Here is a 24,289-nt window from a genome sequence, read left to right on the forward strand (position 1 = left end):
TCATTAGGAGGAAAGCATGAAATCTATAGAAGAAAGATTAGCAGCAGAATTGAATTTAGGATTAACTCAAATTAACAATGTAGTAAGTCTTTTAGATGATGGAAATACAGTTCCGTTTATATCAAGATATAGAAAAGAAGCAACAGGAGGTCTTTCTGATGAAGTGTTAAGAAAGTTATCAGAAAGACTTACTTATTTAAGAAATCTAGATGAAAGAAAAGATGACATTAAAAGATTGATTAATGAGCAAGGAAAATTAAATACTGAAATAGAAAATGCATTAGAAAAAGCAACAACATTAACAGAAGTTGAAGATATATATAGACCATATAAACCTAAAAAGAAGACTAAAGCTACAATAGCTGTAGCAAAAGGATTAAAACCATTTGCAGAATTAATACAAGACGGAGTTTTTAAAGGAAATTTAAATGAAGAAGCATCTAAATACATTAATGACGAAAAAGGTGTATTAAAGGCAGAAGAAGCTGTTCAAGGAGCATTAGATATAATTGCAGAAAATATATCTGATGAGGCTAAATTTAGAAAACATATAAGAGAATTAATTATAAAAGAAGGTTTTATAGAATCAAAAGGTGATTCAAAAGATACTACTCCTTATGAAATGTATTATGATTATAAGGAAGAAGTTAAAAAGATACCTCCACATAGAATATTAGCTATTAATAGAGGAGAAAAAGAAAAAGTATTAAGTGTAAAAATTACAGTTAATGAAGATAAAATAATAAGATATTTAGAAAATAATATTTTAACTGGAAATGAAGTTTTAGATGAAAAATTAAAACTTTCTATAAAGGATTCTTTAAAAAGATTAATATACCCATCAATAGAAAGAGAAATAAGAAATGAATTAACTAATATTGGTGAAGAAGGTGCTATAAATATATTTAAAGAAAATTTAAAAGCATTATTATTACAAGCACCTATAAAGGGTAAAGTTGTAATGGGGTTTGATCCGGGATTTAGAACAGGATGTAAGATTGCAATATTAGATGAAACAGGTAAGTTCTTAGAGAATACAGCGGTATATCCTACGCTACCTAAGAGAGATATTGCTGGAACTAAAAAAACATTAAAAGAATTAATTTACAAGCATGATGTAGATGTTATATCTCTTGGAAATGGTACAGCTTCAAGAGAATCAGAAGAAGTCATAGCTGAAATGATAAAAGAGATAAAAGAAGAAAAAGGAAAAGAAGTATCATATGTAATTGTATCTGAGGCAGGGGCATCAGTTTATTCAGCATCAGAGCTTGCAACTAAGGAATATCCTAATTTAGATGTTACTGTAAGAGGAGCTATATCAATAGGTAGAAGACTTCAAGATCCACTTGCAGAACTAGTAAAGATTGATCCAAAGGCTATAGGTGTAGGTCAATATCAACATGATGTTACTCCTAAAAAATTAGAACAATCATTAGCTGGTGTGGTTGAAGATTCTGTTAATACTGTTGGCGTGGATTTAAATATAGCAACACCATCTTTATTAACATATATATCAGGAATAAATTCTACTATTGCACAAAACATTGTAGCCTATAGAGAAGAACTAGGACAATTTAAATCAAGAAAAGAATTACTAAAAGTAAAGAGGTTAGGTCAGAAGGCATATGAGCAATGTGCAGGATTTTTAAGAGTTTCTGAAAGTAAAGAATACCTTGATAATACGTCTGTGCATCCAGAGTCATATAATGTTGCAAAGAAGTTAATTGAAATATTAGGATATAATAAAGATGATTTAAAAAATAATAATTTAGATGATATAGATAAGAGAGCAGAACTAAATGGAATAAGTAAATTAAGTAATGACTTAGATATTGGAGAACTTACATTAAAAGATATAATAAAGGAATTAAAGAAGCCTGGTAGAGACCCTAGAGATGAAATGCCAACGCCTATATTAAAAACTGGAATAATAGAACTTAAAGATTTAAAGCCAGGAATGGTTTTAAATGGAACAGTAAGGAACGTATCTGATTTTGGAGCTTTTGTTGATATAGGAGTTCATCAAGATGGTTTGGTTCATAAAAGTCAAATGGCAAATAGGTTTGTAAAACATCCATTAGATATAGTAAAGGTTGGAGACATAGTAAAGGTTAGTATTTTAGAAGTGGATCCAAAAAGAAAGAGAATTTCTTTAAGCATGAAAGATGTAGAAGAAAAATTGAATGCTTAAAATAAAGAATTAAACTATTTTAAAATAGTATTAATATTATAAAAAGTTTATAATAGATAAGCTAATAAAAAGACTGTTTCAAAATAATTTTAGAGAAATATTATTTACGAAACAGTCTTTTATAATTAATTATTTGTTCACAATATAACTTAAATTGGGGGAGTTACGCATGGATAAGAAAAAAATTTATACTAATAGAAAAAATATAGTTATATTAGCAATTATATGCTGCATTTTATGGGGAAGTGCATATCCAGCCATAAAGGTTGGTTACCAGTTATTTAATATAGGATCAAATGATATATGTTCAAAATTAATATTTGCAGGGTATAGATTTGCTATTGCAGGTATTCTGGTATTATTGCTAGAAGTAATTAATAAAAAAAATATATTTAATTATTCATTAAGAGAATTTGGAGAAATGACTTTATTAGGTTCTACTCAAACAGCTCTTCAATACATATTTTTTTATATTGGATTATCTTATACAACAGGAGTAAGAGGATCTATAATAAATGGAACAGGGACATTTGCAAGTATAATATTAGCTCATATAATATACAAAAACGATAAATTAAATTTTAATAAAGTTATAGGATGTATTATAGGATTTGTTGGTGTAATTATTGTTAATTTAAATGGTAAAGCAATTACAGGACAAGCATTTTCTATGAGAGGAGAAGGTTCTCTTATGATAGCAGCAATAATCTTTGCTGCATCAGCAATATATGGTAAAAAAATTACTCAAAATAAAGATGCATCAATAGTTACTGGATATCAATTACTTATAGGTGGAATTCTATTAAGCATATTAGGGTTCTTATTTGGTGGATCTTTAAAAGGATTTACATTAAATTCAACATTGCTTTTAATATATATGGCATTATTATCATCAATAGCTTTTGCTGTTTGGACTCAATTATTAAAATTTAATAAGGTTGGAGTAATATCAGTTTTTAATTTCTTAGTACCTATATTTGGAACATTACTATCAGCTATATTTCTTAAAGAAAATATATTTGATATTAAAATTTTAATATCTTTAATACTAGTTTGTTCAGGAATTTTTTTAGTTTATAATGAAAAAGCCATTAAATTAACAAAGATAAATTCAGATAAAAAATAAAAATTACTATTAGTTAATCAGTATACTAATTTTAAGATATGAGAAGTTATGGAATATTAAAAATTACTTAATATATTTTTAAATTCCATAATTTTCTTGTTTTATAAATGAAAATAGTAAATATTCACAAAATAATAACGAAAATATTAGTAAAGGAGGTAGTTATGGAGATAATTTTTGAGTACGAAGGAAAAGGGAATTTAGAAGTTAATAGTGTGGCTGTTATAGGAAGCTTTAATAATTTTGATCATACAAAAGGGAATATGGTAAGAGAAGGAAGCAAATGGGTTTTAAAATGTGATCTTTTAGAAGGAGAGCATTATTACAAATTTCTTATAAATAATGAATTAAAACTTAATGATTCATCAGCAAATATATATTTACCAGATGATAATGAGGAGCTTTGGTCTGTAGTTATAATAAATGATAAAAATCAAAGAATGTATAACAATAATCAATATACTGTTCATGTTGATTCGTATAATGTGACTTGCAATATCAATGAAGAACAAAAATCAGCAAATAAAAAGAATTTTAATGTATTATTAGATAAAAAAGTTGTTACAAGATTGGGTTTCACTAATGTAACAGGATTGCATAGCATTACAACAGCATGGTTTACCCCGAAGGGAGAATTGTTTCAAGTAGTAGAAAATAATTTATTTGCTACAAAAGATAATGAAAAAGATCCAATATTAATGTGGTTTTGGATGGAATTAAATGATAGTCATAAAAATAACTGTGGAATTTGGACAATTAAATTATTTATTGATGGAGAATTTGTTTTAGAAGATCAAATCAAATTGTTAGAAAACACTTCTTATACGGCTCAAGGAAAAATGAATTACTAAATACTGAAAGTGAAGTGATTAAATATGATAAAAGCTATCAATATTAACACAAATTTTAATGAAAACATAAATAATATAAATCAAAAAAATAGTAAAGTTCAAAGTAAAAAAACTATATCTAGCAATGAAAATAATATGAACATTGATGAATACAAAGCATCAATTTTAAAAGATGCTTCTACAGAAAATGAAGTGTCTAAAGTAAAAAATACAACTAAAAGTTCACTTGGAAACTTTTTTGAAGGATTAACATCTACTGCAAATGTGGTAAAAAAGGCAGTAACATCAGTAGTTGATAATGTAAATAAAACAATTATATCTGTAAGTGAAAGCGTTAAAAATACTGTGAATTCAGTTTCTAAAAGTGTAATAGATGCTTCAAATGCAATCAATAAGACTATAATGAACGTTTCTAAATCAGTAACAAATACTATAAATAAAACATCATCACAAATAGCTAGTACGGTAAAACAAGTAACAACTACAGCATCGGAATTGAAAGAAGCTGCTTTAAATGTAAAAAATGCTGTTACTGATATGATTAGTGTTGGAAGTAAGACATTAGTATCTGTATCTTCTGATGTATTAGAAGTATCAGGTAAGATTGGAAGCACTGTAGTAGGAGTTAAAATGGCGACAAGTAATCCTAATGATAATATAATAAAAAAGACAGTAGCAACTTTTAACATTGTAAAAAATGGAGTCGATTCAATAAAAGAGCCTATTGGTAGAATTAAAAATACTCTAGTTAAAGGGTATGAAGACATGTCTAAGAGTTATGGTGAAGTAGTGAATAATCTTAACAAATTAAAGGACTCATTGGATATTGCAAAAGATATTCCTAATACAATAATTTCTACTAGTAAAGATGTTATATCAAATGTAAAGTTTGTAGCAAGTGAAATTAAAGACGGAAGTATTAATGTATTTAATACTTTAAAGAGTACTACAACTGAAGTTAAAAATACTGTTTTCAATGGAATTGAAGAAGTAAGTAATACTGTTAAAGAAAATTATGAAAGCTGTAAAAATGATGTTACAGAATCAGTAGATACAATAAAAAATAATAACAGTATGTTTTCTCCAGAATTAGCATAATTAATATTACATCTGTTTAAGTAAAGTGTTGATATATGCATAAGCAAAGTTGATTTAGTAATTGAATTTAGGAACAATGTTAATTTGCCTAGTGCATATATCAACATATATTTAAAGTATATACATATCATAAAAAATTTTAAAAAAGTAAATAATATATATACTGTTTAAAAATGTGTTGTAAAAATTATTTTAAGAATATATAATGAATGTATAGTAAAAAATAATTTAATACTTATATCTTCAGGGCAGGGTGTAAATCCCTACTGGCGGTAAAGCCCGCGAGCTAAATTTATAGCAGATTCGGTGTAACTCCGAAGCCAACAGTATAGTCTGGATGAAAGAAGGTAACCTATTAGGAATTAAGATAGTTTTATTCTTAATAATTTAGTATATGCCCTGATGTATTTATGCATCAGTTTTTTTGTTTTTTAGAGAGTTATGAAATGTAATTTTTAGCATACAATTTATATAAAAATGTGCTTTAAGAAAACATAAAATCTAAAGAATAAAAATATTAAATTTAAGAACAACTTAATTTGTAATTTAATCTTACAAAGAGTAGTAAAACGTTATCTTAAGACTTAATAAGCTACACCAGGGAGATAATCTTTTGGGAGGCGTAAAAATGAACAAAAACACAAACAAAACAATTAAAATTTCATTATTATCAGCATTAGCACTTATACTTATGTACCTTGAAATTCCTTATCCAGTATTTCCATGGCTTAAAATTGATTTAAGTGATGTGCCAGCATTATTAGGAGCATTTGGATTTGGACCATTGGCAGGTGTAACTATAGAATTAATTAAAAACATATTGATTCTTTTAATTAAAGGAAGTCAAAGTGGATTTGTTGGAGAACTTGCTAACTTTTTAGTTGGAGTATCTTTAATATTACCAGCAGGAATTCTTTATAAAAGAAATAAATCTAAAGAATCAGCTATTTTAGGAATGATTTTAGGTGGAGTTTGTATCGAAATTATAGGAATTATCTCAAATGTATATTTGCTTTTACCAGCATATGGTATGCAAATGAGCAGTGCAGAATTATTAAGATATGTTACTGTGGGTTTAGTACCTTTTAATGGAATAAAAGCTATATTGGTATGTACATTAACATATGTTTTATATAAAAAGGTGTCTGTATCTATATTTAAGGCAGAACCTAACTTTGGAAGTCCAGAAAAAAACTCAAAGACTATAACTGAATGATTAAATATATAAAAATAATTCGTAGGCTAAATTAGCTTACGAATTATTTTTTTCATCTATACGCCACATAATTATTGCATCTTCTTTATTATCTTGATAATAATTTTTCCTCACTCCTTGCTCTACAAATCCATATTTTTTGTATAATTCTTGAGCAGGAATATTGCTAGCTCTTACTTCTAAAGTATAAGCATTACAATTAGCACTTTTAGTTAATTTAACTAATTCACCTAATAAAGCAGAAGCAACATTTTTTCTTCTAAAATTAGGATGTACAGCTATATTTGTGATATGGGCTTCATCTATTATTATCCAAGCGCCTATAAAACCTATAACTTTATCATCACATTTCGCAACTATATAATTAGCAAGAGGATTTGCTAATTCTTGAATATATGATTCTTTACTCCAAGATGTAGGGAAACTTAATAAGCTAATTTCTAAAACATCATCAATATCAGTTTCAGTCATTAAACTAGTTGTTAGTTTCACTTTTTAATTTCATCCTTTTTTCATATTCCCTCTCAGCTTGAGGTTTTTTTAAATAAAATGGAGCAGAGTTAGAATCATCATATTCACCATTTTTTAGTTTTAGTAGTCCTAATTCACCCAATGAAGAAGCTCTAACTAAATTAAGATGATTTGGTGGAAAGAAACAATTATTACAATTTTCTAATAGGTATTCCTTTGTATTATTAAGTCCATCACCAATGAACATAACATTTTCTCCTTTTTCATTAAGCATATCAACTAGCTCATTTATATCAAGAGCAGAGTAATCCATTATTTGTTCTAACTTTCCGTTACAAGATTTATATAAGGCAGTATAAACATTGTTTCTTAATGCATCCATTACAGGACAGATTATACCGTTAAATGGAGCAATACTATATGCAAGTGCATCAAGACTAGAAATACTTACATAAGGTTTATTTCCTCCAAAGCTTAATCCTTTAATTGTAGCCATTCCAATTCTTAAACCTGTAAAAGAACCAGGACCTTTAGATACTACAAAGCCATCTATAGAATCAATATCTAAATTACAGTTTTCTAATAAATTTTCTACTAAAGTCATTAATATAGTAGAGTGCTCTTTTTTATTGTTTAAAGTTATTTCTCCTAGTAATTTATCATCTTGAAGTAAAGCAGCAGTTGCAACTTTTGAAGATGAATCTATACTTAGTATAATCATATTTTTAACTCCTTTATATATTCATATTTTTTGCCGTAAGGTGTTAATGTTATCTTTCTATAATTATCACCTTTTTCTAAATCTTTTTCTATATTTATATGAAGAAACTCATCAGGAAGAATATCTTCAATATAATTTGCCCATTCTATGATAGACACACTATCAGAAAAAATATAATCATCAAATCCAATTGCATATATTTCATCAGGATCATTTACTCTATATACATCAAAATGATTTAATTTTAATCTTCCGTCATCATATTCATTTACAATTGTAAATGTAGGGCTTGTAATATCATCTTTTATATCTAAACCAAGAGCAATGCCTTTAGTTATATGAGTTTTACCAGTACCTAAATCTCCTGTTAGACAAATTATATCTCCTGAATTAAGTAATTTTCCTATTTCTATACCTAAGTTAGTAGTTTCATTTATGCTATAAACATTAAATTCCATAAAAAGAACTCCTTTCACTAGCATTTAAACTTAATTTGCTTTTATATTAAAAATTATTGCCATCTTTTTATTTTATCTAATTTCAATTATAAAATCAAAGCTTATAATTTTACTTATAAAAATTAATCTATAATAATATTATATTTAAAGTTAGAATAATAGGGCAAATTAATTAATATAAGTTAAAAAAGTATACAAAAATATACATAATAAATTAAATTTAAATAAATTTTATAATAAAAATATATACATTTAACATATTTAGTTGATATAATATTACTAGAGTTTTATTTGGAAATAATTTATATATATTTTCGGAGGAGATCGATTTGAAAAAGATTACCTTTATTATGATTGTAATAACTCTTACATTTTCTATAGGTATGGGAGTATTTGCGAATCCGTTATTAGCTAATACTGAAAATAATCAAAAAGAAGATAGAGAGAAATATTTAAATATAATGACTGTTAATAAACCACAATATAAAATGGTAAAGAAAATTGTTAATAATAAACACAATGTTCAATACATGATGACAGAAGAAAGAGATATTAATGAATTTAAGTACAATAAAGAGATTATAGAAAATGTATCTAATATGGATCTTTTTATTTATTCTGGAACAAGTTTTGAACCTTGGGCAAATAGTTTTATAGATGAACTTAAAAAGGGTAGTATGGGAATAATTAATTTATCAAGAGGTATGAGGCTTCTAAATTATGGTGGAAATGAATCATCAAAAGAAAACCCTTATTACTTTGAAGGAATAGATTCATATAAGATAGCTTTATACAATATAAAAGCTGCTGTTCAAGATAGAGACCCTAAAAATAGAGATTATTATGAAGAAAACTATAATAATGCTATAAAAGAATTAAATGTTCAAATAGAACCCTATAGTGAAAAAATAAAAGGATTAAAAGATTATACATTCCTAGCTTTAAATGATAATTTTGATTATTTAACTAAAGACTTAGGATTACATGTAGTAAAATTAAACAATTATGAAATATCAGAGTTTATAAAAGTTAATAATTTAGATGAAAAGAAACTAGTTATATTAAAAGATGGTACAGAACAAACTAATATGGATTTATCGAAATACAAAGTGGTGAATTTATGGAAGTATTACGGAAATATGTCTTTTGATGAGCTAATATTATACAACATAAAAGTATTAACAGATTTATTGTAGAAAATAGTTGATTTTTTAATAATCATGTTATATAATAAATACTGTTGTGAAGGGGTATGGCTCAACGGTAGAGTAGTGGTCTCCAAAACCATTGGTTCTGGGTTCAAATCCTAGTGCCCCTGCCAGAAAAGGTCGTAACACGTTGTGTTGCGGCTTTTATTTTTTTGTCTAAAAATAAATGCTGTAAATTATCTATAGATAATTTTTTTTACTTTACAATAGAACTAATGTTCGTATAAAATTATAGTGAAGTAAGAATACATTTAGGGAGTGTAGATATATTGGGTAGAAGTGATAAATTAATTTTTCATATAGATGTTAATTCTGCATATCTTTCTTGGACAGCACTTAAACTTTTAAATGAAGGTAGCAATATAGACATAAGAAAAATACCATCAGCTATAGGTGGGGATGAGGAAAAACGTCATGGTGTTGTTTTAGCAGCATCAATACCAGCCAAGAAGCTAGGAGTAAAGACAGGTGAGAGTTTATATGAAGCTAAAAAGAAATGTCCTAATTTAGTTATATATCCGCCAGATCATAGTTGGTACTTTAAACTTAGCAATGAAATGATAAAAATATTAAAGGAGTATTCTCCTAAGATAGAAAGATATAGTATTGATGAATGTTTTATGGACTGTACTCATTATAAAGGTAATTATAATATGATGTCTGTAAATATCAAAAACAGGATAAGTGCAGAGCTTGGGTTTAACTGTAATATAGGAATATCAACAAATAAATTATTAGCTAAGATGGCAAGTGATTTTAAACCTAAGAATTCAATACACACTTTATTTAAAAATGAAATTAAACAAAAAATGTGGCCACTTCCAGTTGGAGAATTATTTATGGTTGGTAAATCTACTAAATTGAAATTAGCTAAATTAAATATTAAGACAATAGGAGAACTAGCTAATTTAGATGTTAATTTTTTAATTGAAAAAATGCATTCACATGGAAAACTTATATATGAATATGCTAATGGAATAGATAATTCTGAGTTAGTTGAATCAGAATCTTTAAAAATAAAAGGAATAGGAAATTCTACGACTCTTTCTAAGGACGTTGATAATACTGAAGAAGCTTTGAAAATCCTACTTTCTCTTACAGAAAATGTTTCAAGAAGGCTTAGAGAAAGTAAAAATTTATGTTCTATTATTACTGTAAGCATAAAAACTAATAATTTTATATTATATTCTCATCAAAAGGTTTTAAGTAACTATACAGATAATACTATGGAAATTTTTAAAGGAATAAAAAAAGCTTTTTATGAATGTTATAAAGGAGAAAAAATACGTTTATTAGGAGTTAGACTTACTAAATTGTGTGATAATAAGTATTATCAGCCTAGTCTTTTTGATTTTAAAAATAATGAAAAACAGAAGAGTCTAGATATTACAATGGATATGATAAGAAAAAAATATGGTAAGGAGTCTATAGTCAGATCTGAATTATTAAATTCGTCTGCAATAAATTTAAAAGATGATATAAATAAATACTGATTAAATAAAAATATAAATTAATTATGTTATGAATAAATTTAATATAATTAGATAAGATAATGTTTTATTATTAGTTAAAAGTTGAAAATTATATTTTATGTATTTTATCTTAGAATTTTAAATTTAATAAGTATAAAAAAGAAGATAAGTTTAATTTTACTATTAAGTTATTTTTTAAATCTTGTTGACATAAATATGGTATTCATGTTAAAATTAAAAACGACTTAGGGGTATGGCTCAACGGTAGAGTAGTGGTCTCCAAAACCATTGGTTCTGGGTTCAAATCCTAGTGCCCCTGCCATAAGAAAAAGCTAGAATATAAATTCTAGCTTTTTTTATATTTAAAATTAATACTCCGTTTTAAATGTGTGTTGATATATGCAATAGGTAAAGTGTCATTCCTAAGTTTAATTACTCGGCCCACTGTGCTTATGCACATATCAACACTGTGCTAAAACAGAGCCAAAATTAAATAAAAAAAGATATTGATATTAAGTGATTTTTTTAATATCAATATCTTTTAAAAAGTAAATAATTAAATAGATAATTTTTACTATTATATATAATAAGCAAAGTTGTATTTTAACTTAACCTTGAGGATTATCAAATAAAATTAAAAATAAGGGTAATTATTAAAATCTTATATATTTAGGTTAAAATGAGAATATATTTATTTTATTATGGATAAGTTTAATTAATTTATACAACTTTACCTATGAATATATCAATAAAATGTGAATAGATTATATTAAGCTTTTCTCAATTCTTCTTCTAATTCAGTCATAAGTTCTTTAACAGACATCATTTTATCAATTCTACTTGCGTTTTCTCCACAGAAGATAAGTCCTTCATTAATGTTTCCATTAACAGCATTCATAAGTGCTTTACTTATGCAATAAGGTGTTGTTTTAGGATCACAAGGAGTTAAACAATTATAGCAACTAGTTATATTTTCTCTACCTGTTAAAGTCTTTTTTATGAAATCATTTTTTATAGCTCTGCCAGGCATTCCAACAGGACTTTTAACAATATCTATATCTTCTTTTGAACAATTAATATATGCATCTTTAAATTCTTGTGACGCATCGCATTCGTAAGTAGCAACAAATCGTGTAGCCATTTGGACACCATTAGCACCTAGTTTAAGATATTTAGCAATATCATAGCCGTCATAAACACCACCAGCTACTATTACAGGAATTTCCTTATTATATTTTTCACTATATTTTTTTGTTTCTTCAATTATTTGAATTATAGTGTCATCAAAATTTATATTATCATTTTTTAGTTCTTCTTCTTTAAATCCTAAATGTCCACCTGCTTTAGGACCTTCTATAATAACTAAATCTGGAGCTATATTATCATGTCTATCCCATAATTTTAAGATTACCTTTGCAGACTTTAATGATGAAACTATAGGTGCAAGTTTTACTTTTGAATCTTTTGCTATTTTAGGTAGCATAGTAGGTAAACCAGCACCAGATATTATTAAATCAATACCAGCATTAATAGCTGTTTTTACATATTCAGCATAGTTGCTGCTTGCAACCATTATATTAACTCCAATTATTCCATTAGGAGCATTCTTTTTAGCAGTTATTATATGTTCTTTTAATGCATTTAAATTTGAACCTAAAGCATCTTTATTAAAATTAGAATCTTTATAGCCTAATTGAGCAGAAGAAATAATACCTATTCCTCCAGCATTAGCAACCGCTGATGCAAGCTTTGAAGCGGACACGCCTATTCCCATTCCACCTTGTATTATTGGAAGGTTTGCTATTAAATTACTTATTTTAAGTGAATTAAATTTCATATTCATTTATCCTTTCAAACAAATTTGATTGTTAAACATTTTGATTATCAAAGTATTTATTATATTATAATTTAAAAGTTATATATTAACAACCCTTAAATATTAGATTATAGTGTAATAATAAATTTATTTTGTATTATATTCTATAAGTACATTTAATTACCAAGAATATATATATCTATATTGGATAATATAATAGTGTAGCCAGGAAGAGTTAAATAAAATTTAAATTTTCCTGATTATATAAATACCAATAGCCGGGAGGGATTGTTATGTCAAACAGCGTATTAGTTCCAGAAGCAAAACAAGGATTAGCTAGATTCAAGAACGAAGTAGCTAATGAACTAGGAGTACCATTTAGTGAATACAATGGTGATCTAAGTTCAAGACAATGTGGTTCCGTAGGTGGCGAAATGGTTAAAAGAATGGTAGAGCAATACGAAAACTCAATTCAATAACAAATTGAAAAGAGAATAAATATAACTAAGTAAAGTTATATTGTATTGCAAAACTAGGAGGGTACACTACTTAAAATGTAGTGTACCCTTTCTTTTTATTTATAAAGTTTTTTATCTAAGCATTACATTTTTATTACTAAAAAATATTTAAAAATAGTTTAGAATAAGAGTAAATACAAATTTTATATAAAATATAAAAAAATACTAGAACATTATTAAGAGTAAAAGCATCTAATAAGTAGTTAAATAAATAAAGTCTTTTATATTGAAAGGAGGAGAACATAAAATGTATAGTAGTTATTTTAATAATTTTTTTAGTTGTATAGATATATTTAATTTTATAAATTTAAATATAAAGAATGATATTTTAGATAGAAAATTAAATATTATAAAGCAACAAATAAACAAATTATATGAAATGAATATAACTCAAAATAAAAGTGAGAAAGGAAAAGTTGAAAATAATATAGTTGATTATAATAAATTGAAAAAATGTAGTACTGAATATAAAGCTTCAAAGGGGGATAAAGAAGCTTTTATAGAATTAATTACAGAAAATAAGTTGTCATTATATAGAGTAGCGAAAGGAATATTAAAAAATGAAGAGAAAGTAGAGGATGCCATTCAAAATACAATATTAAAGGCTTATGAGAATATAGTAAAAATAAAAAAACATGAGTACTTTAAGACTTGGATTATTAGAATTCTTATAAATGAATGCAAAGCAATAATTAAAAAAGAAAAAAGAGTTATTTATTTAGATGAAACAATTATAGAAGGCAATTATGAGGATAAATATCAAGATATAGATTTAGAAACAGCTTTAAATAACATTGATGAAGATTTACGCGAATTAGTAGTCTTGTATTATTTTGACGACATTCCTCAAAAAGAAATTGCTAAAATTTTAAATATTAATGAAACTACAGTTAGGACAAGACTTTTAAGAGCTAGAAAAAAGCTTTACGAGTTATTAAAATTAGAATAGTTAGAGAGGAGGAAAAATAAAAGTGGACAATAAAAATTTTGATAAAATATTAAAAGATAAAATTAAAAGTAAGTATAATAATGTTCCAGATAAAATAGATCTAATGATTCAAGAAACATTGGATTCACTTAAGCCTAAAGAACAAAAAAGATATAGAAAAGTTATTAGTATAGCAGTTATTTGCTTTTGTGTATTATTTGCCAGTATAGGTGTGGGGATAACTACGACAGCTAATGCATTAGGTCTTCCAGTTAAGGATTTTATAGCTGAAATAATGGGACTATCACCTCAATATTCTGATTATGCATCTGATGTAAATATAACTAAAGAGAGTAATGGAGTAAATTTTACAATAACAAGTGTGCTTTATGATGGATATAAGCTTAAAATAGCATATAAAGTAGAAGGTACAGTGGCGGATTCTTTAGAAAAACTTGCGAAATTATCATCTTTTCTAAATACTAAAGTTTCAGTAAATGGAAAAGAAGTAAATCTAACTAGTTCGGGATATTCAAAGCCTATAAATAGTAATACTGTTGGTGGAATTAATATTTTTGATATAGATGATACCATGTATGATAATTCATTTATGGGATTAACACAATTAGATATTTTAGATACGTTTAACTTTAATATTAGTATTGAAGATGAAATTGACAATGAAAAATATAAATGGGATTTTAATATTCCTATATCTAGTGAAAAAATTAAGAGTAAAATAGAAGAATATTCATTAGATAATACTGTAGGGGATTATAAAATAAAAAATGTAATAGTAACACCTATAAGCACTTATATAAGTGGGACATTTAAAGATTCTAAAGATAAAATATCAATTATGAATTATATTGTTGTTGATGATAAAGGAAGAGAAGTTAAAATTGATAATTGCAATGAAAGTACAGGAGTTGGTGGAGGAAAATTTAGATGTGAAATTTTAAATAATGATTCAGAATTAAATTCATTAACATTTATTCCTTATAAAAATAAGCAACACTATTCTCCAGAAGAAATGCCATCTACCGATGGGGAAGCAAAAGAATTTAAAAAGGCATATAGAGAAAAATTGCAAAAAGAAATAAGTTTAACATTAAGTGAAAATGGATTTAATTTTACCGGTGATTCTGAATTGAATATAACTAAAGTGGTAAGAGAAGAAAATAAAACAAAAATATATTATGAAACTAAGTATCCAACAATGGTGAATTTACGATTAAATATTTCAAGAGATGATATTAAAACAAAAAGTAATAACAATGTAGAAAATGTAGAAAGTATTGAATCAGGAGTTGGAGTTGTAACATTGAATGGAATATTAGAAGATAAAACTTATAATTTAATATATGATAGTCCAGATAAATCATTAGAAGTTTATAAAGAAAGAGCAGTTACTGTGGAATTAAAATAACAATTCTTATGTTTTAAATAAATATCATGAACTTATGTAGATTTCTTTATTAAAGTTTATCAATTTTCTTAGTATTAAAAATATAATTGTTATTTTAATACTAAGTGTAAAAAGTTCTTTTGTAGTAGAAAATTTTATTACAAAAGAACTTTTTTATGTGAAATTTTCAATTTAAATTGAAATGGAAGATATTTTAATTAATAGTATAAAATCATATAAATAAATGTTGGAAATAAAGGAAAATTTTTGGACTATTATTAAATTTCATGATAAAATGAGAACTAAAGTTCGATGAAAAGGTGATATTATGAAAAAAATAAAAATTTTACATACATCAGATTTACATTTTGATACTCCTTTTAGTGGAATGAAGAATAATAAATCTATTAAATGTAGAGAAGAACTTAAAGAAGTCTTTGAAAAAATAATAAAAATTTCATTAGAAAATAATATAGATATTTTATTAATTGCAGGAGATATGTTTGATAATTTATCAGTAAATAAAAGTACATTATGTTTTTTAAAATCATGTTTTGAGAAAATAGATAAAGTAAAAATATTTATAAGTCCAGGTAATCATGATCCATATAATGAAAAATCGTTTTATAGCATGATAGAGTGGCCTAAAAATGTATATATATTTAAGGGAAATATGGAAAAAGTGGTTTTAGAGGATTTAAAAACTATTGTATGGGGAGCTGCTTTTACTCACAATTATATTTATGAATCCTTAATAAAAGATGTAAATAGAATTGATGGATATAACAATATAATGGTTATTCATGGAGAGATATCATCAAAAGAAAAGAATGAATATAACCCTATAACTGAAGAAGAAATTGCTAAAAGTAATATGGATTATATAGCATTAGGACATAGACATAAGTATGTTGGTGTTAATAAAGTATCAAATACTTATTATGCATATAGTGGGTGTCCACAAGGAAGAGGATTTGATGAATTAGATGACAAAGGAATTATATTATTAGAGATTTCTAATAGATATTGTGATTATAAGTTTATAAAAACAGCTATTAGAAATTATTATGAAAAGGAAATAAATATAGAAGGTTGTTTTGGATACAATCAAGTTAAAAGTAAAATTTTTAGTTGTATAGATAAAGAAAATATTAAAGATAATTCTTACAAAGTAATATTAAAGGGAGAAATTAATGAGGAATTTAATTTAAGAGAAGAAATCATAGAAGAGATGATAAAAAAGGATGATTACGATATAAGAGTAATAGATAAAACTGAAGTGAAAATAGATATGGATGAATTATTGAAAGGGTATTCAATAAAGAGCTTATTTGCAAGAAAAATATATGAAGAACTAGAAAAAGCAGAAACAGAAGAAGAAAAAGAAATAATAAAATTAGCTTTAAAGAAAGGACTTCAAAGTTTATCGGGTGAAGAGGTGAGAGATTATAATTATTAAGCAAGTTAATATAGAAAATTTTGCAGGGATAAAAGGAAGAATTATAAGCTTTGCTAATAAATTTAACTTAATATATGGTGAAAATGAAAAAGGTAAAAGTACAATAGAGAATTTTATAAAGATATGGCTTTATGGATTTGAAAAAAATCGTGGCAAAGATAATGATAGGAAAAAGTTTACTCCATTAACTGGCGGAAAAATAAGTGGAGAATTAACAGTTGAACATGAAGGGGTAACATATGTTATAAGAAGAAGTTTTGGATTAACTAAAAAAGAAGATACCTGTGAAATACTTGATGAAGTAACTGGAGATAAAATAGATATACCATATAATAATGAACCAGGAAAATATTTTTTAGATATAAATTTATCAACATTTTCTAAAACTTTATTTATAAATCAATTAGGGGTTATGGTAAATAAGGATAAAGAAGAAGAAATAATGGAGAAAATAACTAATACTTATAATTCAGGAGAAGAAAATGTATCTTTTAAGAAAGCAATAGAAGTATTAGAAAAAGGAAAAAAGAAAATTAAGACAACTAGGAAATCTGGGGAATTAGATTTACTTACAGAAAAGAAAAATTTACTAAAAGAAGAATTATGGAATGCATATACTCTGTCAGAGGCAAACATAGAAAATGAAGAAAAATTATTAAATACTAAAAATGAAAAAGAAGAAATAATAAAGAAATTAGATAGTTTAGAATTATACAAGAAGTATATAAAAAAGAGTAATTTACAAAAAGATTATTTAGAAATTGCGCAATATTTAAAGAAGAGTGAAGAACTTAAGAAAAAAGAAGAAGTAATAAATGAAGAACTAAATAGAAATTATACTAATATAAATAGTGAGTTTTTAGAAGAATTAAATAAAGAGTATAATAGATATTTAAATTTAAATGATATAAAACAAGAAAAGAAAAGAGAATTAAATATTTTACAAAATAAATTAAATGAAAAAAACAATGATTTTAAAGAATATAAAGTATTAGATTCCCTTTGTGAAGAAGATATAAAAGATAAATTATATGTATTAAAAATAGAACAGGAAAATTTAAAGGAGAAATTATATAAAGTTGAGTCTATAGAAAATTCTATAGAAACATTTAAAAGTGATTTAAATATTAGATCTAATAAAATGAGGAATTTGGAATATATAGCTGAATATAGAGAGGATATAGAGGAAAATATTAATTTATATAAAGATAAATTAAAAGAACTAAAATATAAATTAGAATTATACTCATCAAACAATGAGAGGTGCTCTATAAAAAATATTAAGAATAAGATGATTTTTATTTATGTATTGTTTGCTTTGTTTTTAGTAGTTTTATTTATAGGTATTTTTAAAGAGAACTTTATAATAGATATCTTAACAGTACCTTTACTAGCTATTTTGACTAAAGTTTATTTAAAGTATTCACTAATAATGAAGGAAGCTTCTATTAAAGAAAAAAATAAACTTAGCATACAAAAGCTAAAAAATGAAGTAGAACAATATGAAGAAAAATTGAATTTGCATATGAATGAAATTAATTGTAAGGATTATGAGAATTTAATAAAGCAATTATCACAATATGATTCATATAAAATCTATAAGGATAATATTTATGCATCTATAAACTCTAAAGTTAAAGAAATTAATGATTTTAATATAGAAGAATTAAATAATAAATATAATAAAAATAAGAAAGTACTAGAATCATTATTTAAATTATTAGAGTGTAATTCCATAGAAGAAACAATAAATAAAGTAAATATATATAGTAAATTTAAAAAAGAGTTATTACCAATGGAATATAAAATTAGTTCATTAGCATTAGAACTAAAAGAAATAGATTTTCAACTAAAGGATAAAGAAGAAGATTTAAGAGAAAAGACAAAAGGAATGGAATTTGAAAATATTGATATATTGGATTTTCATATAAAAATTAAAGAGTATAAGGATAAAGTTAATAAAATAATGGAAGTAAAAAGTAATCTTAATAGTGTAGAAGAAACATATAAGGTGCTTTTAAAAGATAGGAATATAGAAGAAATTAAAAAAGAAATTGAAAATATATTACCTGATGATTTAAGCTATTCTTATAAATCAGAAGAAGATATAGAAAAAGAAATAAAAAAAAGTTCTAACAAGTTATTAAAAATAGAAAAAGAAATAAAAGATTTAGAACATCTTATAGAAAAACGATATTTAGGTAAACGAGCAATAGCTGAGATAGAAGAAGAATTATATGATGCTCAGGAAAAAATTTTAAAGTGTGAAAAAGAATTTAAGGCTTTAGAAGTAGCTTCTTTAAAATTACAAGAATCATTTAAAGAACTAAGAAGCAATATAGGACCTAAGTTGAACAATGAAGTATTAAAAAATTTTAATTTCTTAACATTAAAAAATTATAAAGATGTTAAAATATCTGAGGACTATAAGTTAAAGGTGAGGGATAATAGCGTATTATTTGATTCAGAAATATTAAGTAATGGAGCTAAGGATCAGTTATATCTATCGCTAAGATTATCATTTATAAATATGCTGTTTAAAAATAAGAAAGTGCCTATATTTTTAGATGATGCATTTATACAATATGATGATAATAGAAGAGAAAGAGCATTAAAGCTATTAATAAAAGAAGATTTTAATCAAGTAATATTTTTTACATGCCAAACAATAGAAAAGAATATTTTAGATAATATTTCATATGATTATAATTTAATCGAATTAAGTTAATAATTATATTATAGTTTGACAAGTATAAGAAAATAAATTAAAATTATATTTGCAAATGCAAATCATATGCAAATAGGAGGACTTAATGAAAAAAAGATTTTTTTTAACACTATCATGCATTCTAATGAGTTTATTTATCATTGGATGTTCTAATTCAAATTCAACGAATGAATCTAATAAAGTAAATGATGAGAGTAAAAAGTTACAGGTTATGGTTTCAATATATCCATTAAAGGAATTCACTGAAAAAATAGGCGGAGATAAAATTGAGGTTACTTGTTTAGTTCCTGAAAATATGGAACCACATGATTATGAACCAAAGACTAAAGATTTTGAAAAGCTTATGAATAGTGATATTTTTATTTATAATGGATTAGGAATGGAACATTGGATTGATTCTGTTAATAATGTAGTTTCTGATGATAAAGTATTAAAAGTAAATTCAAGCGATGGCATTGATGTTAGAAAAGAGGGAGAACTAGTAGATCCTCATTCATGGTTAAGTTTAATACAAGTACAAAAACAATGTGAAAATATAAAAAATTCACTTATAAGTTTGGATGAAGCAAATAAGGATACATATGAAGCAAACTATAATAAATTTAAAGAAGAATTACAAGGTTTATATGATGAATACTCAGCTAAGTTTAATGAGTTAAGCCAAAAAGATTTTATAACAGGTCATGCTGCTTTTGGTTATTTATGTAGGGATTTTGGGTTATCTCAAAAATCAGTTGAAAATTTATATGGAGAGGGTGAACCTACTCCCAAGGAATTGGAAAATTTGGTTAATTTCTGTAAAGAAAATAATATAAAAGTTATTTTTTCTGAATCTTTAGCAAGTCCAAAAGTTTCAGAGACATTAGCATCAGAAGTTGGTGCAGAGGTAGTTCCTATATATACATTAGAATCAAATGAAGATGATATGAGTTATTTAGACGCTATGAAAAATAATTTAGATAAGATATATAATTCTTTAAGTAAGTAGATAAAAAGTGAACCAATTAGGTTCACTTTTTTAATTATACATAAATTTTATTTATGATTTTTTTATGAAATGGCAATATATATGTTAAAATTAGTATATTATTACTAATAATAAGAGGGAGATAATATGAGCAATTCAAAGGAATTTTATAAAAGTACTTTAAAAGAAAATATAACAAAAAGAGAGTCATTATTAAAAAAAATAAATATTATAAGTGTTATTAGGTTAGTAATAGTTCTTTTTATGTTAATAATTGATTATTTATTATATAAGGCAAATAATTATATAGCAATAATATTTACAACTACCATGTTTCTGATTATGTTTATAATTGCAGCACTATTTCATTCAAGTAAGCTAAGAGACAAAAATATTGCAGATATATTAATAGACATGAATCAAAAAGGTATTGATAGAATAAATGGAGATTTTAAAAAGTTTAAAGATAATGGTGAGGAATACTTAAATTATAAACATAAATTTATAAATGATTTAAATATATTTGGACCTAATTCTCTTTTTCAATTTATAAATTCTACAGTTACATCTGGTGGTAGAAAGAGATTAGTACAAATATTAAGTATTGAACAAAATATAAATAAAAACGATATACTAATAAGACAGGAATCTATAAAAGAGCTATCTTCAAAAGTTCAATGGAGACAAAAATTTATAGTAAAAGGTTTAATGAACAAATCATCTAAATTTAATTTGAATGATTTAATTAGTTGGGGTAAAGAGAAAAGCAAAGTAAACAAAATAAATATAATTATTAGCTGTATTTTTATAGTGACTAATTTTGTATCAATATTTTTAGCACTAAGTACTATATTACCTTGGTCATTTGTTATATTAGTATTTATGATTGATTTTGTTGTACTTAAAATGTTAACAAAATCAATAAATAAAGACATACTACTATTTAACAATATAAAACAAGATATTAATGGATATAGCGAAATATTAGAATTAATAGAAAATGAAAATTTTAATTCAGAATATTTAAAGGAACTAAAAAATAAGATATCTCATGAAGAAGTTAGTTGTAAGAAAGAAATGAAAAAACTAACTAATTTAGTAGAATGGATAGGAGATAGTTCTTATAATGCATATTATTTAGTAATAAATATATTATTTTTTTCAGATGTATTTATAATGAATAATTTAGAAAAATGGAGAAAAACTAATGGATTAAGGTTAATGGAATGGCTTAATGTAATGAATGAATTTGATGCATTAAATAGTATTTCTAATATAGCATTTGATAATGAAGAGTGGGTATATCCTAATATATTAGATACTAGTGAAGTATATGGAGAAGAGATTGGTCATCCCTTAATAGGACATAAAGCAGTAAAAAATAGTTTCTCTTTAAATGGAATTCAAAAGGTTGCATTAATTACAGGTTCAAATATGTCAGGAAAAAGTACATTTTTAAGAAGCATAGGTTGTAATTTGTTATTAAGTTATATAGGAGCTCCTGTATGTGCAAAAAGGTTTAACTGTGGAATAATGAGTTTATATACATGCATCACTACAAGAGATAGTTTAGAAGAAAGTATTTCTTCATTTTATGCAGAAATTTTAAGAATAAAGATACTTATAGAAGCTTGTAAAAGAGGAGAAAAAGTATTTTTCCTTTTAGATGAAATATTTAAAGGAACTAATTCTAGAGATAGGCATACTGGAGCTACTGTATTAATAAATCAATTAATAAAATACGGTGCTATAGGACTTGTCTCAACTCATGATTTAGAATTATGTGATTTAGAAAAAGAAGATAATAAAATAATAAATTATAATTTTAGAGAATTTTATGAAGATGATAAAATAAAATTTGATTATATACTTAGAAGGGGAAAGAGTGAGACTCAAAATGCTATTAATTTAATGAAATTAGCAGGAATAGATTTCATGTAGTATATAAAAAGCATTTTATGTCCTAAAGATAATTGATATTTTAGTATAGGGCATATTTTTATACTAAAATATTAATTAGTTTTTAACCAGAAGCATTGTATTAAGAGAGGATTTGGGTATGGGGTATGTAATAATTGATTTAGAATTTAATAATTTAAAAAATATAACTAAATATGAAGAAGATTTCTTTGATAAACATAAAGAATTAGAAAATATAAATTTAGAAAATGAAATTATAGAGATTGGTGCTATAAAAGTTGATAAGTATATGAAACAAGTGGCTGAAATGAGAGAATATATAAAGCCATCTGTGTTTCCTGTAATGAATCCAATAGTAACGAATATAACAAAGATAACTATGGATACTTTAAAAAGAGAAGGAATAACATTTAAACAAGGCATGGATAAGCTAAAGAATATGATTGAAGATGGGGATATTATATGTTCATGGGCTAAGGATGATATTGCTGAAATTATAATAAATTCTAATTATCATAATTATACTGATTTAAGTTGGATAAAGGAGTATTTAGATTTACAAGAATATTCAACTAAGATTTTAGGACATAAGAAAGCAATGGGCTTAAAAAGTGCATTAGATGAATTGAAAATTAAAGTTGATAATACAAAACTTCATGATGCATTAAATGATGCTGAATATACTTTACTTGTATTTAAGCACATATACAATTCTAGAATAGTTAAAAATTATATAATAAATGATATATATAGTATGCCTGCAATACACGTAAAAGATTTAGAAAATATAGATATAGATGAAGAGAAATTAGATATAAGATGTCCTAAGTGTAACAAAAAAATAGATTTAAAAGAAAATTTCAAGTTATTAAATTGGAGATTTGTATCAATAGGTATTTGTCCTAAATGTAATAATAAGATACTGAGTGAGTTAATAGTTAAAAGAACACTTCAAGGTGAAAATGCCTACAATGAAGTAAATACTATACTTAAAGAAGAGGCTTATCTAAATTATTACTATAAATTGGAGAAATTAAATTCATGCAAATAAAGGTTTTCATTAAAGATTTTTTTATAAAAATATGTTAAAATATAAGTATACAAGAGTAAATAATATTAGTACAAGAGAGGATTTTGTTATGAATATAGCATTTTTTCTTACTCCAAAAAATGAAGTCGTATATGAAAGCGAAGATGCAACAATGAGACAAGTTATGGAGAAGATGGAGCGATACGGATACACAGCTATTCCACTTATTGATAAAGAAGGAAAGTATGTTGGAACATTAACAGAAGGAGATTTATTATGGAAATTAAAGAATACTCCTGACCTAAATTTTAAGAATACTGAATGTGTAAATGTAAGTGATATAAGCCGAAGAATATCTCATAAATCTGTTTCTATTAATGCTGATATAGAGAACTTAATATCATTAGCTATAAGTCAGAATTTTGTCTCAGTAGTTGATGATGATGGAATATTTATAGGAATAATAAAGAGAAGTGATATAATAAATTATTGCTTTAACGAAATAAAGAAAAACAATGAAATAAAAAATAAAAAAGAAATAGTATAAATGATAAAGCTGTATTGAAATTAATTCAATACAGCTTTATTGTTCTAATAATTGACTATGTTTTAAATATATGTTGATATATACAATAGGCAAAGTGGCATTGTAATTGGGCTTTTGGAATACTTAATGAGTATTGTCACATTTACTGCTTGT

General features: G+C 25.0%; 20 protein-coding genes, 2 tRNA genes and 1 riboswitch. Of the genes, 18 read left to right on the forward strand and 4 right to left on the reverse strand.

Going from position 1 to position 24,289, the window contains the following annotated elements:
- Positions 1 to 16: 16 nt before the first annotated feature.
- The 5 genes from NG918_RS02935 to NG918_RS02955 all read left to right on the forward strand — a co-directional run bounded on the left by NG918_RS02935 (position 17) and on the right by NG918_RS02955 (position 6,485).
- Positions 17 to 2,194 (forward strand): Tex family protein, encoded by a 2,178-nt coding sequence (locus tag NG918_RS02935; RefSeq protein WP_252224422.1) that lies wholly within the window; start codon positions 17 to 19, stop codon positions 2,192 to 2,194.
- A gap of 169 nt (positions 2,195 to 2,363) precedes the next feature.
- Complete coding sequence (locus NG918_RS02940) at positions 2,364 to 3,320, forward strand: DMT family transporter (protein WP_252214416.1); 957 nt, start codon at positions 2,364 to 2,366, stop codon at positions 3,318 to 3,320.
- A gap of 164 nt (positions 3,321 to 3,484) precedes the next feature.
- Positions 3,485 to 4,171, forward strand: a complete 687-nt coding sequence (locus NG918_RS02945) for an early set domain-containing protein (RefSeq protein ID WP_252214418.1) — start codon at positions 3,485 to 3,487, stop codon at positions 4,169 to 4,171.
- A 24-nt stretch (positions 4,172 to 4,195) separates the two neighbouring features.
- On the forward strand, positions 4,196 to 5,269 hold the full coding sequence (locus NG918_RS02950; protein ID WP_252224426.1) for a hypothetical protein: 1,074 nt from the start codon (positions 4,196 to 4,198) through the stop codon (positions 5,267 to 5,269).
- Positions 5,270 to 5,504: 235 nt separating this feature from the next.
- Positions 5,505 to 5,622: riboswitch (FMN riboswitch) on the forward strand.
- A 275-nt stretch (positions 5,623 to 5,897) separates the two neighbouring features.
- Positions 5,898 to 6,485 carry an ECF transporter S component gene (locus tag NG918_RS02955; RefSeq protein WP_252224429.1) on the forward strand — a complete coding sequence of 196 codons (588 nt, stop codon included), beginning with the start codon at positions 5,898 to 5,900 and terminating at the stop codon, positions 6,483 to 6,485.
- Positions 6,486 to 6,521: 36 nt separating this feature from the next.
- Here the strand turns inward: NG918_RS02955 and rimI are convergent, their stop codons facing one another.
- The 3 genes from rimI to tsaE are packed head-to-tail and all read right to left on the reverse strand — an operon-like array spanning position 6,522 to position 8,135.
- Positions 6,522 to 6,977: a ribosomal protein S18-alanine N-acetyltransferase gene (gene rimI, locus NG918_RS02960; RefSeq protein ID WP_252214424.1), complete on the reverse strand. Its 456-nt coding sequence runs from the start codon at positions 6,975 to 6,977 to the stop codon at positions 6,522 to 6,524.
- A complete protein-coding gene (gene tsaB / locus NG918_RS02965) occupies positions 6,961 to 7,677 on the reverse strand; it encodes a tRNA (adenosine(37)-N6)-threonylcarbamoyltransferase complex dimerization subunit type 1 TsaB (RefSeq protein ID WP_252224431.1) in 717 nt (238 codons plus the stop codon). The genes rimI and tsaB overlap by 17 nt, the downstream gene beginning before the upstream one ends.
- Positions 7,674 to 8,135: a tRNA (adenosine(37)-N6)-threonylcarbamoyltransferase complex ATPase subunit type 1 TsaE gene (gene tsaE / locus NG918_RS02970; protein ID WP_252214428.1), complete on the reverse strand. Its 462-nt coding sequence runs from the start codon at positions 8,133 to 8,135 to the stop codon at positions 7,674 to 7,676. Before tsaE ends, tsaB begins: the two co-directional genes overlap by 4 nt.
- A 329-nt stretch (positions 8,136 to 8,464) precedes the next feature.
- Between tsaE and NG918_RS02975 the strand changes: the two genes are divergently transcribed.
- The 4 genes from NG918_RS02975 to NG918_RS02990 all read left to right on the forward strand — a co-directional run bounded on the left by NG918_RS02975 (position 8,465) and on the right by NG918_RS02990 (position 11,137).
- Positions 8,465 to 9,331: a metal ABC transporter substrate-binding protein gene (locus tag NG918_RS02975; RefSeq protein WP_252224437.1), complete on the forward strand. Its 867-nt coding sequence runs from the start codon at positions 8,465 to 8,467 to the stop codon at positions 9,329 to 9,331.
- A 50-nt stretch (positions 9,332 to 9,381) separates the two neighbouring features.
- Positions 9,382 to 9,456, forward strand: a tRNA-Trp gene (locus NG918_RS02980).
- A gap of 153 nt (positions 9,457 to 9,609) precedes the next feature.
- Positions 9,610 to 10,836, forward strand: a complete 1,227-nt coding sequence (locus tag NG918_RS02985; RefSeq protein WP_252224886.1) for a Y-family DNA polymerase — start codon at positions 9,610 to 9,612, stop codon at positions 10,834 to 10,836.
- Between the two features lie 226 nt (positions 10,837 to 11,062).
- A tRNA-Trp gene (locus NG918_RS02990) sits at positions 11,063 to 11,137 on the forward strand.
- A gap of 447 nt (positions 11,138 to 11,584) precedes the next feature.
- Here NG918_RS02990 and NG918_RS02995 read toward each other — a convergent pair.
- Positions 11,585 to 12,652 (reverse strand): NAD(P)H-dependent flavin oxidoreductase, encoded by a 1,068-nt coding sequence (locus NG918_RS02995; RefSeq protein WP_252214432.1) that lies wholly within the window; start codon positions 12,650 to 12,652, stop codon positions 11,585 to 11,587.
- A gap of 272 nt (positions 12,653 to 12,924) precedes the next feature.
- Between NG918_RS02995 and NG918_RS03000 the strand changes: the two genes are divergently transcribed.
- From NG918_RS03000 to NG918_RS03040, 9 genes are all read left to right on the forward strand, one after another.
- Entirely contained in the window at positions 12,925 to 13,110 is a 186-nt protein-coding gene (locus NG918_RS03000; protein ID WP_252214434.1) for an alpha/beta-type small acid-soluble spore protein, read from the forward strand.
- A gap of 286 nt (positions 13,111 to 13,396) precedes the next feature.
- Positions 13,397 to 14,098, forward strand: coding sequence for an RNA polymerase sigma factor (locus tag NG918_RS03005; RefSeq protein WP_252224442.1), 702 nt, complete (start codon positions 13,397 to 13,399; stop codon positions 14,096 to 14,098).
- Between the two features lie 22 nt (positions 14,099 to 14,120).
- Positions 14,121 to 15,506, forward strand: coding sequence for a DUF4179 domain-containing protein (locus tag NG918_RS03010; protein ID WP_252224445.1), 1,386 nt, complete (start codon positions 14,121 to 14,123; stop codon positions 15,504 to 15,506).
- A 307-nt stretch (positions 15,507 to 15,813) separates the two neighbouring features.
- Positions 15,814 to 16,944, forward strand: a complete 1,131-nt coding sequence (locus NG918_RS03015) for a metallophosphoesterase family protein (protein WP_252214440.1) — start codon at positions 15,814 to 15,816, stop codon at positions 16,942 to 16,944.
- Complete coding sequence (locus NG918_RS03020; RefSeq protein WP_252224888.1) at positions 16,934 to 19,672, forward strand: AAA family ATPase; 2,739 nt, start codon at positions 16,934 to 16,936, stop codon at positions 19,670 to 19,672. Before NG918_RS03015 ends, NG918_RS03020 begins: the two co-directional genes overlap by 11 nt.
- An 85-nt stretch (positions 19,673 to 19,757) precedes the next feature.
- The gene (locus NG918_RS03025) at positions 19,758 to 20,660 is read left to right on the forward strand and encodes a metal ABC transporter solute-binding protein, Zn/Mn family (RefSeq protein WP_252214443.1); all 903 of its coding nucleotides are present in this window, start codon (positions 19,758 to 19,760) and stop codon (positions 20,658 to 20,660) included.
- Positions 20,661 to 20,786: 126 nt separating this feature from the next.
- Positions 20,787 to 22,580, forward strand: a complete 1,794-nt coding sequence (locus tag NG918_RS03030; RefSeq protein WP_252214446.1) for a MutS-related protein — start codon at positions 20,787 to 20,789, stop codon at positions 22,578 to 22,580.
- Positions 22,581 to 22,698: 118 nt separating this feature from the next.
- The gene (locus NG918_RS03035) at positions 22,699 to 23,610 is read left to right on the forward strand and encodes a 3'-5' exonuclease (protein WP_252214450.1); all 912 of its coding nucleotides are present in this window, start codon (positions 22,699 to 22,701) and stop codon (positions 23,608 to 23,610) included.
- Between the two features lie 88 nt (positions 23,611 to 23,698).
- A complete protein-coding gene (locus NG918_RS03040; RefSeq protein ID WP_252214452.1) occupies positions 23,699 to 24,136 on the forward strand; it encodes a CBS domain-containing protein in 438 nt (145 codons plus the stop codon).
- The last annotated feature ends 153 nt before the right edge of the window (positions 24,137 to 24,289 follow it).

The organism is Clostridium sp. ZBS2 (assembly GCF_023845855.1).
Taxonomy (GTDB): domain Bacteria; phylum Bacillota; class Clostridia; order Clostridiales; family Clostridiaceae; genus Clostridium; species Clostridium aquiflavi.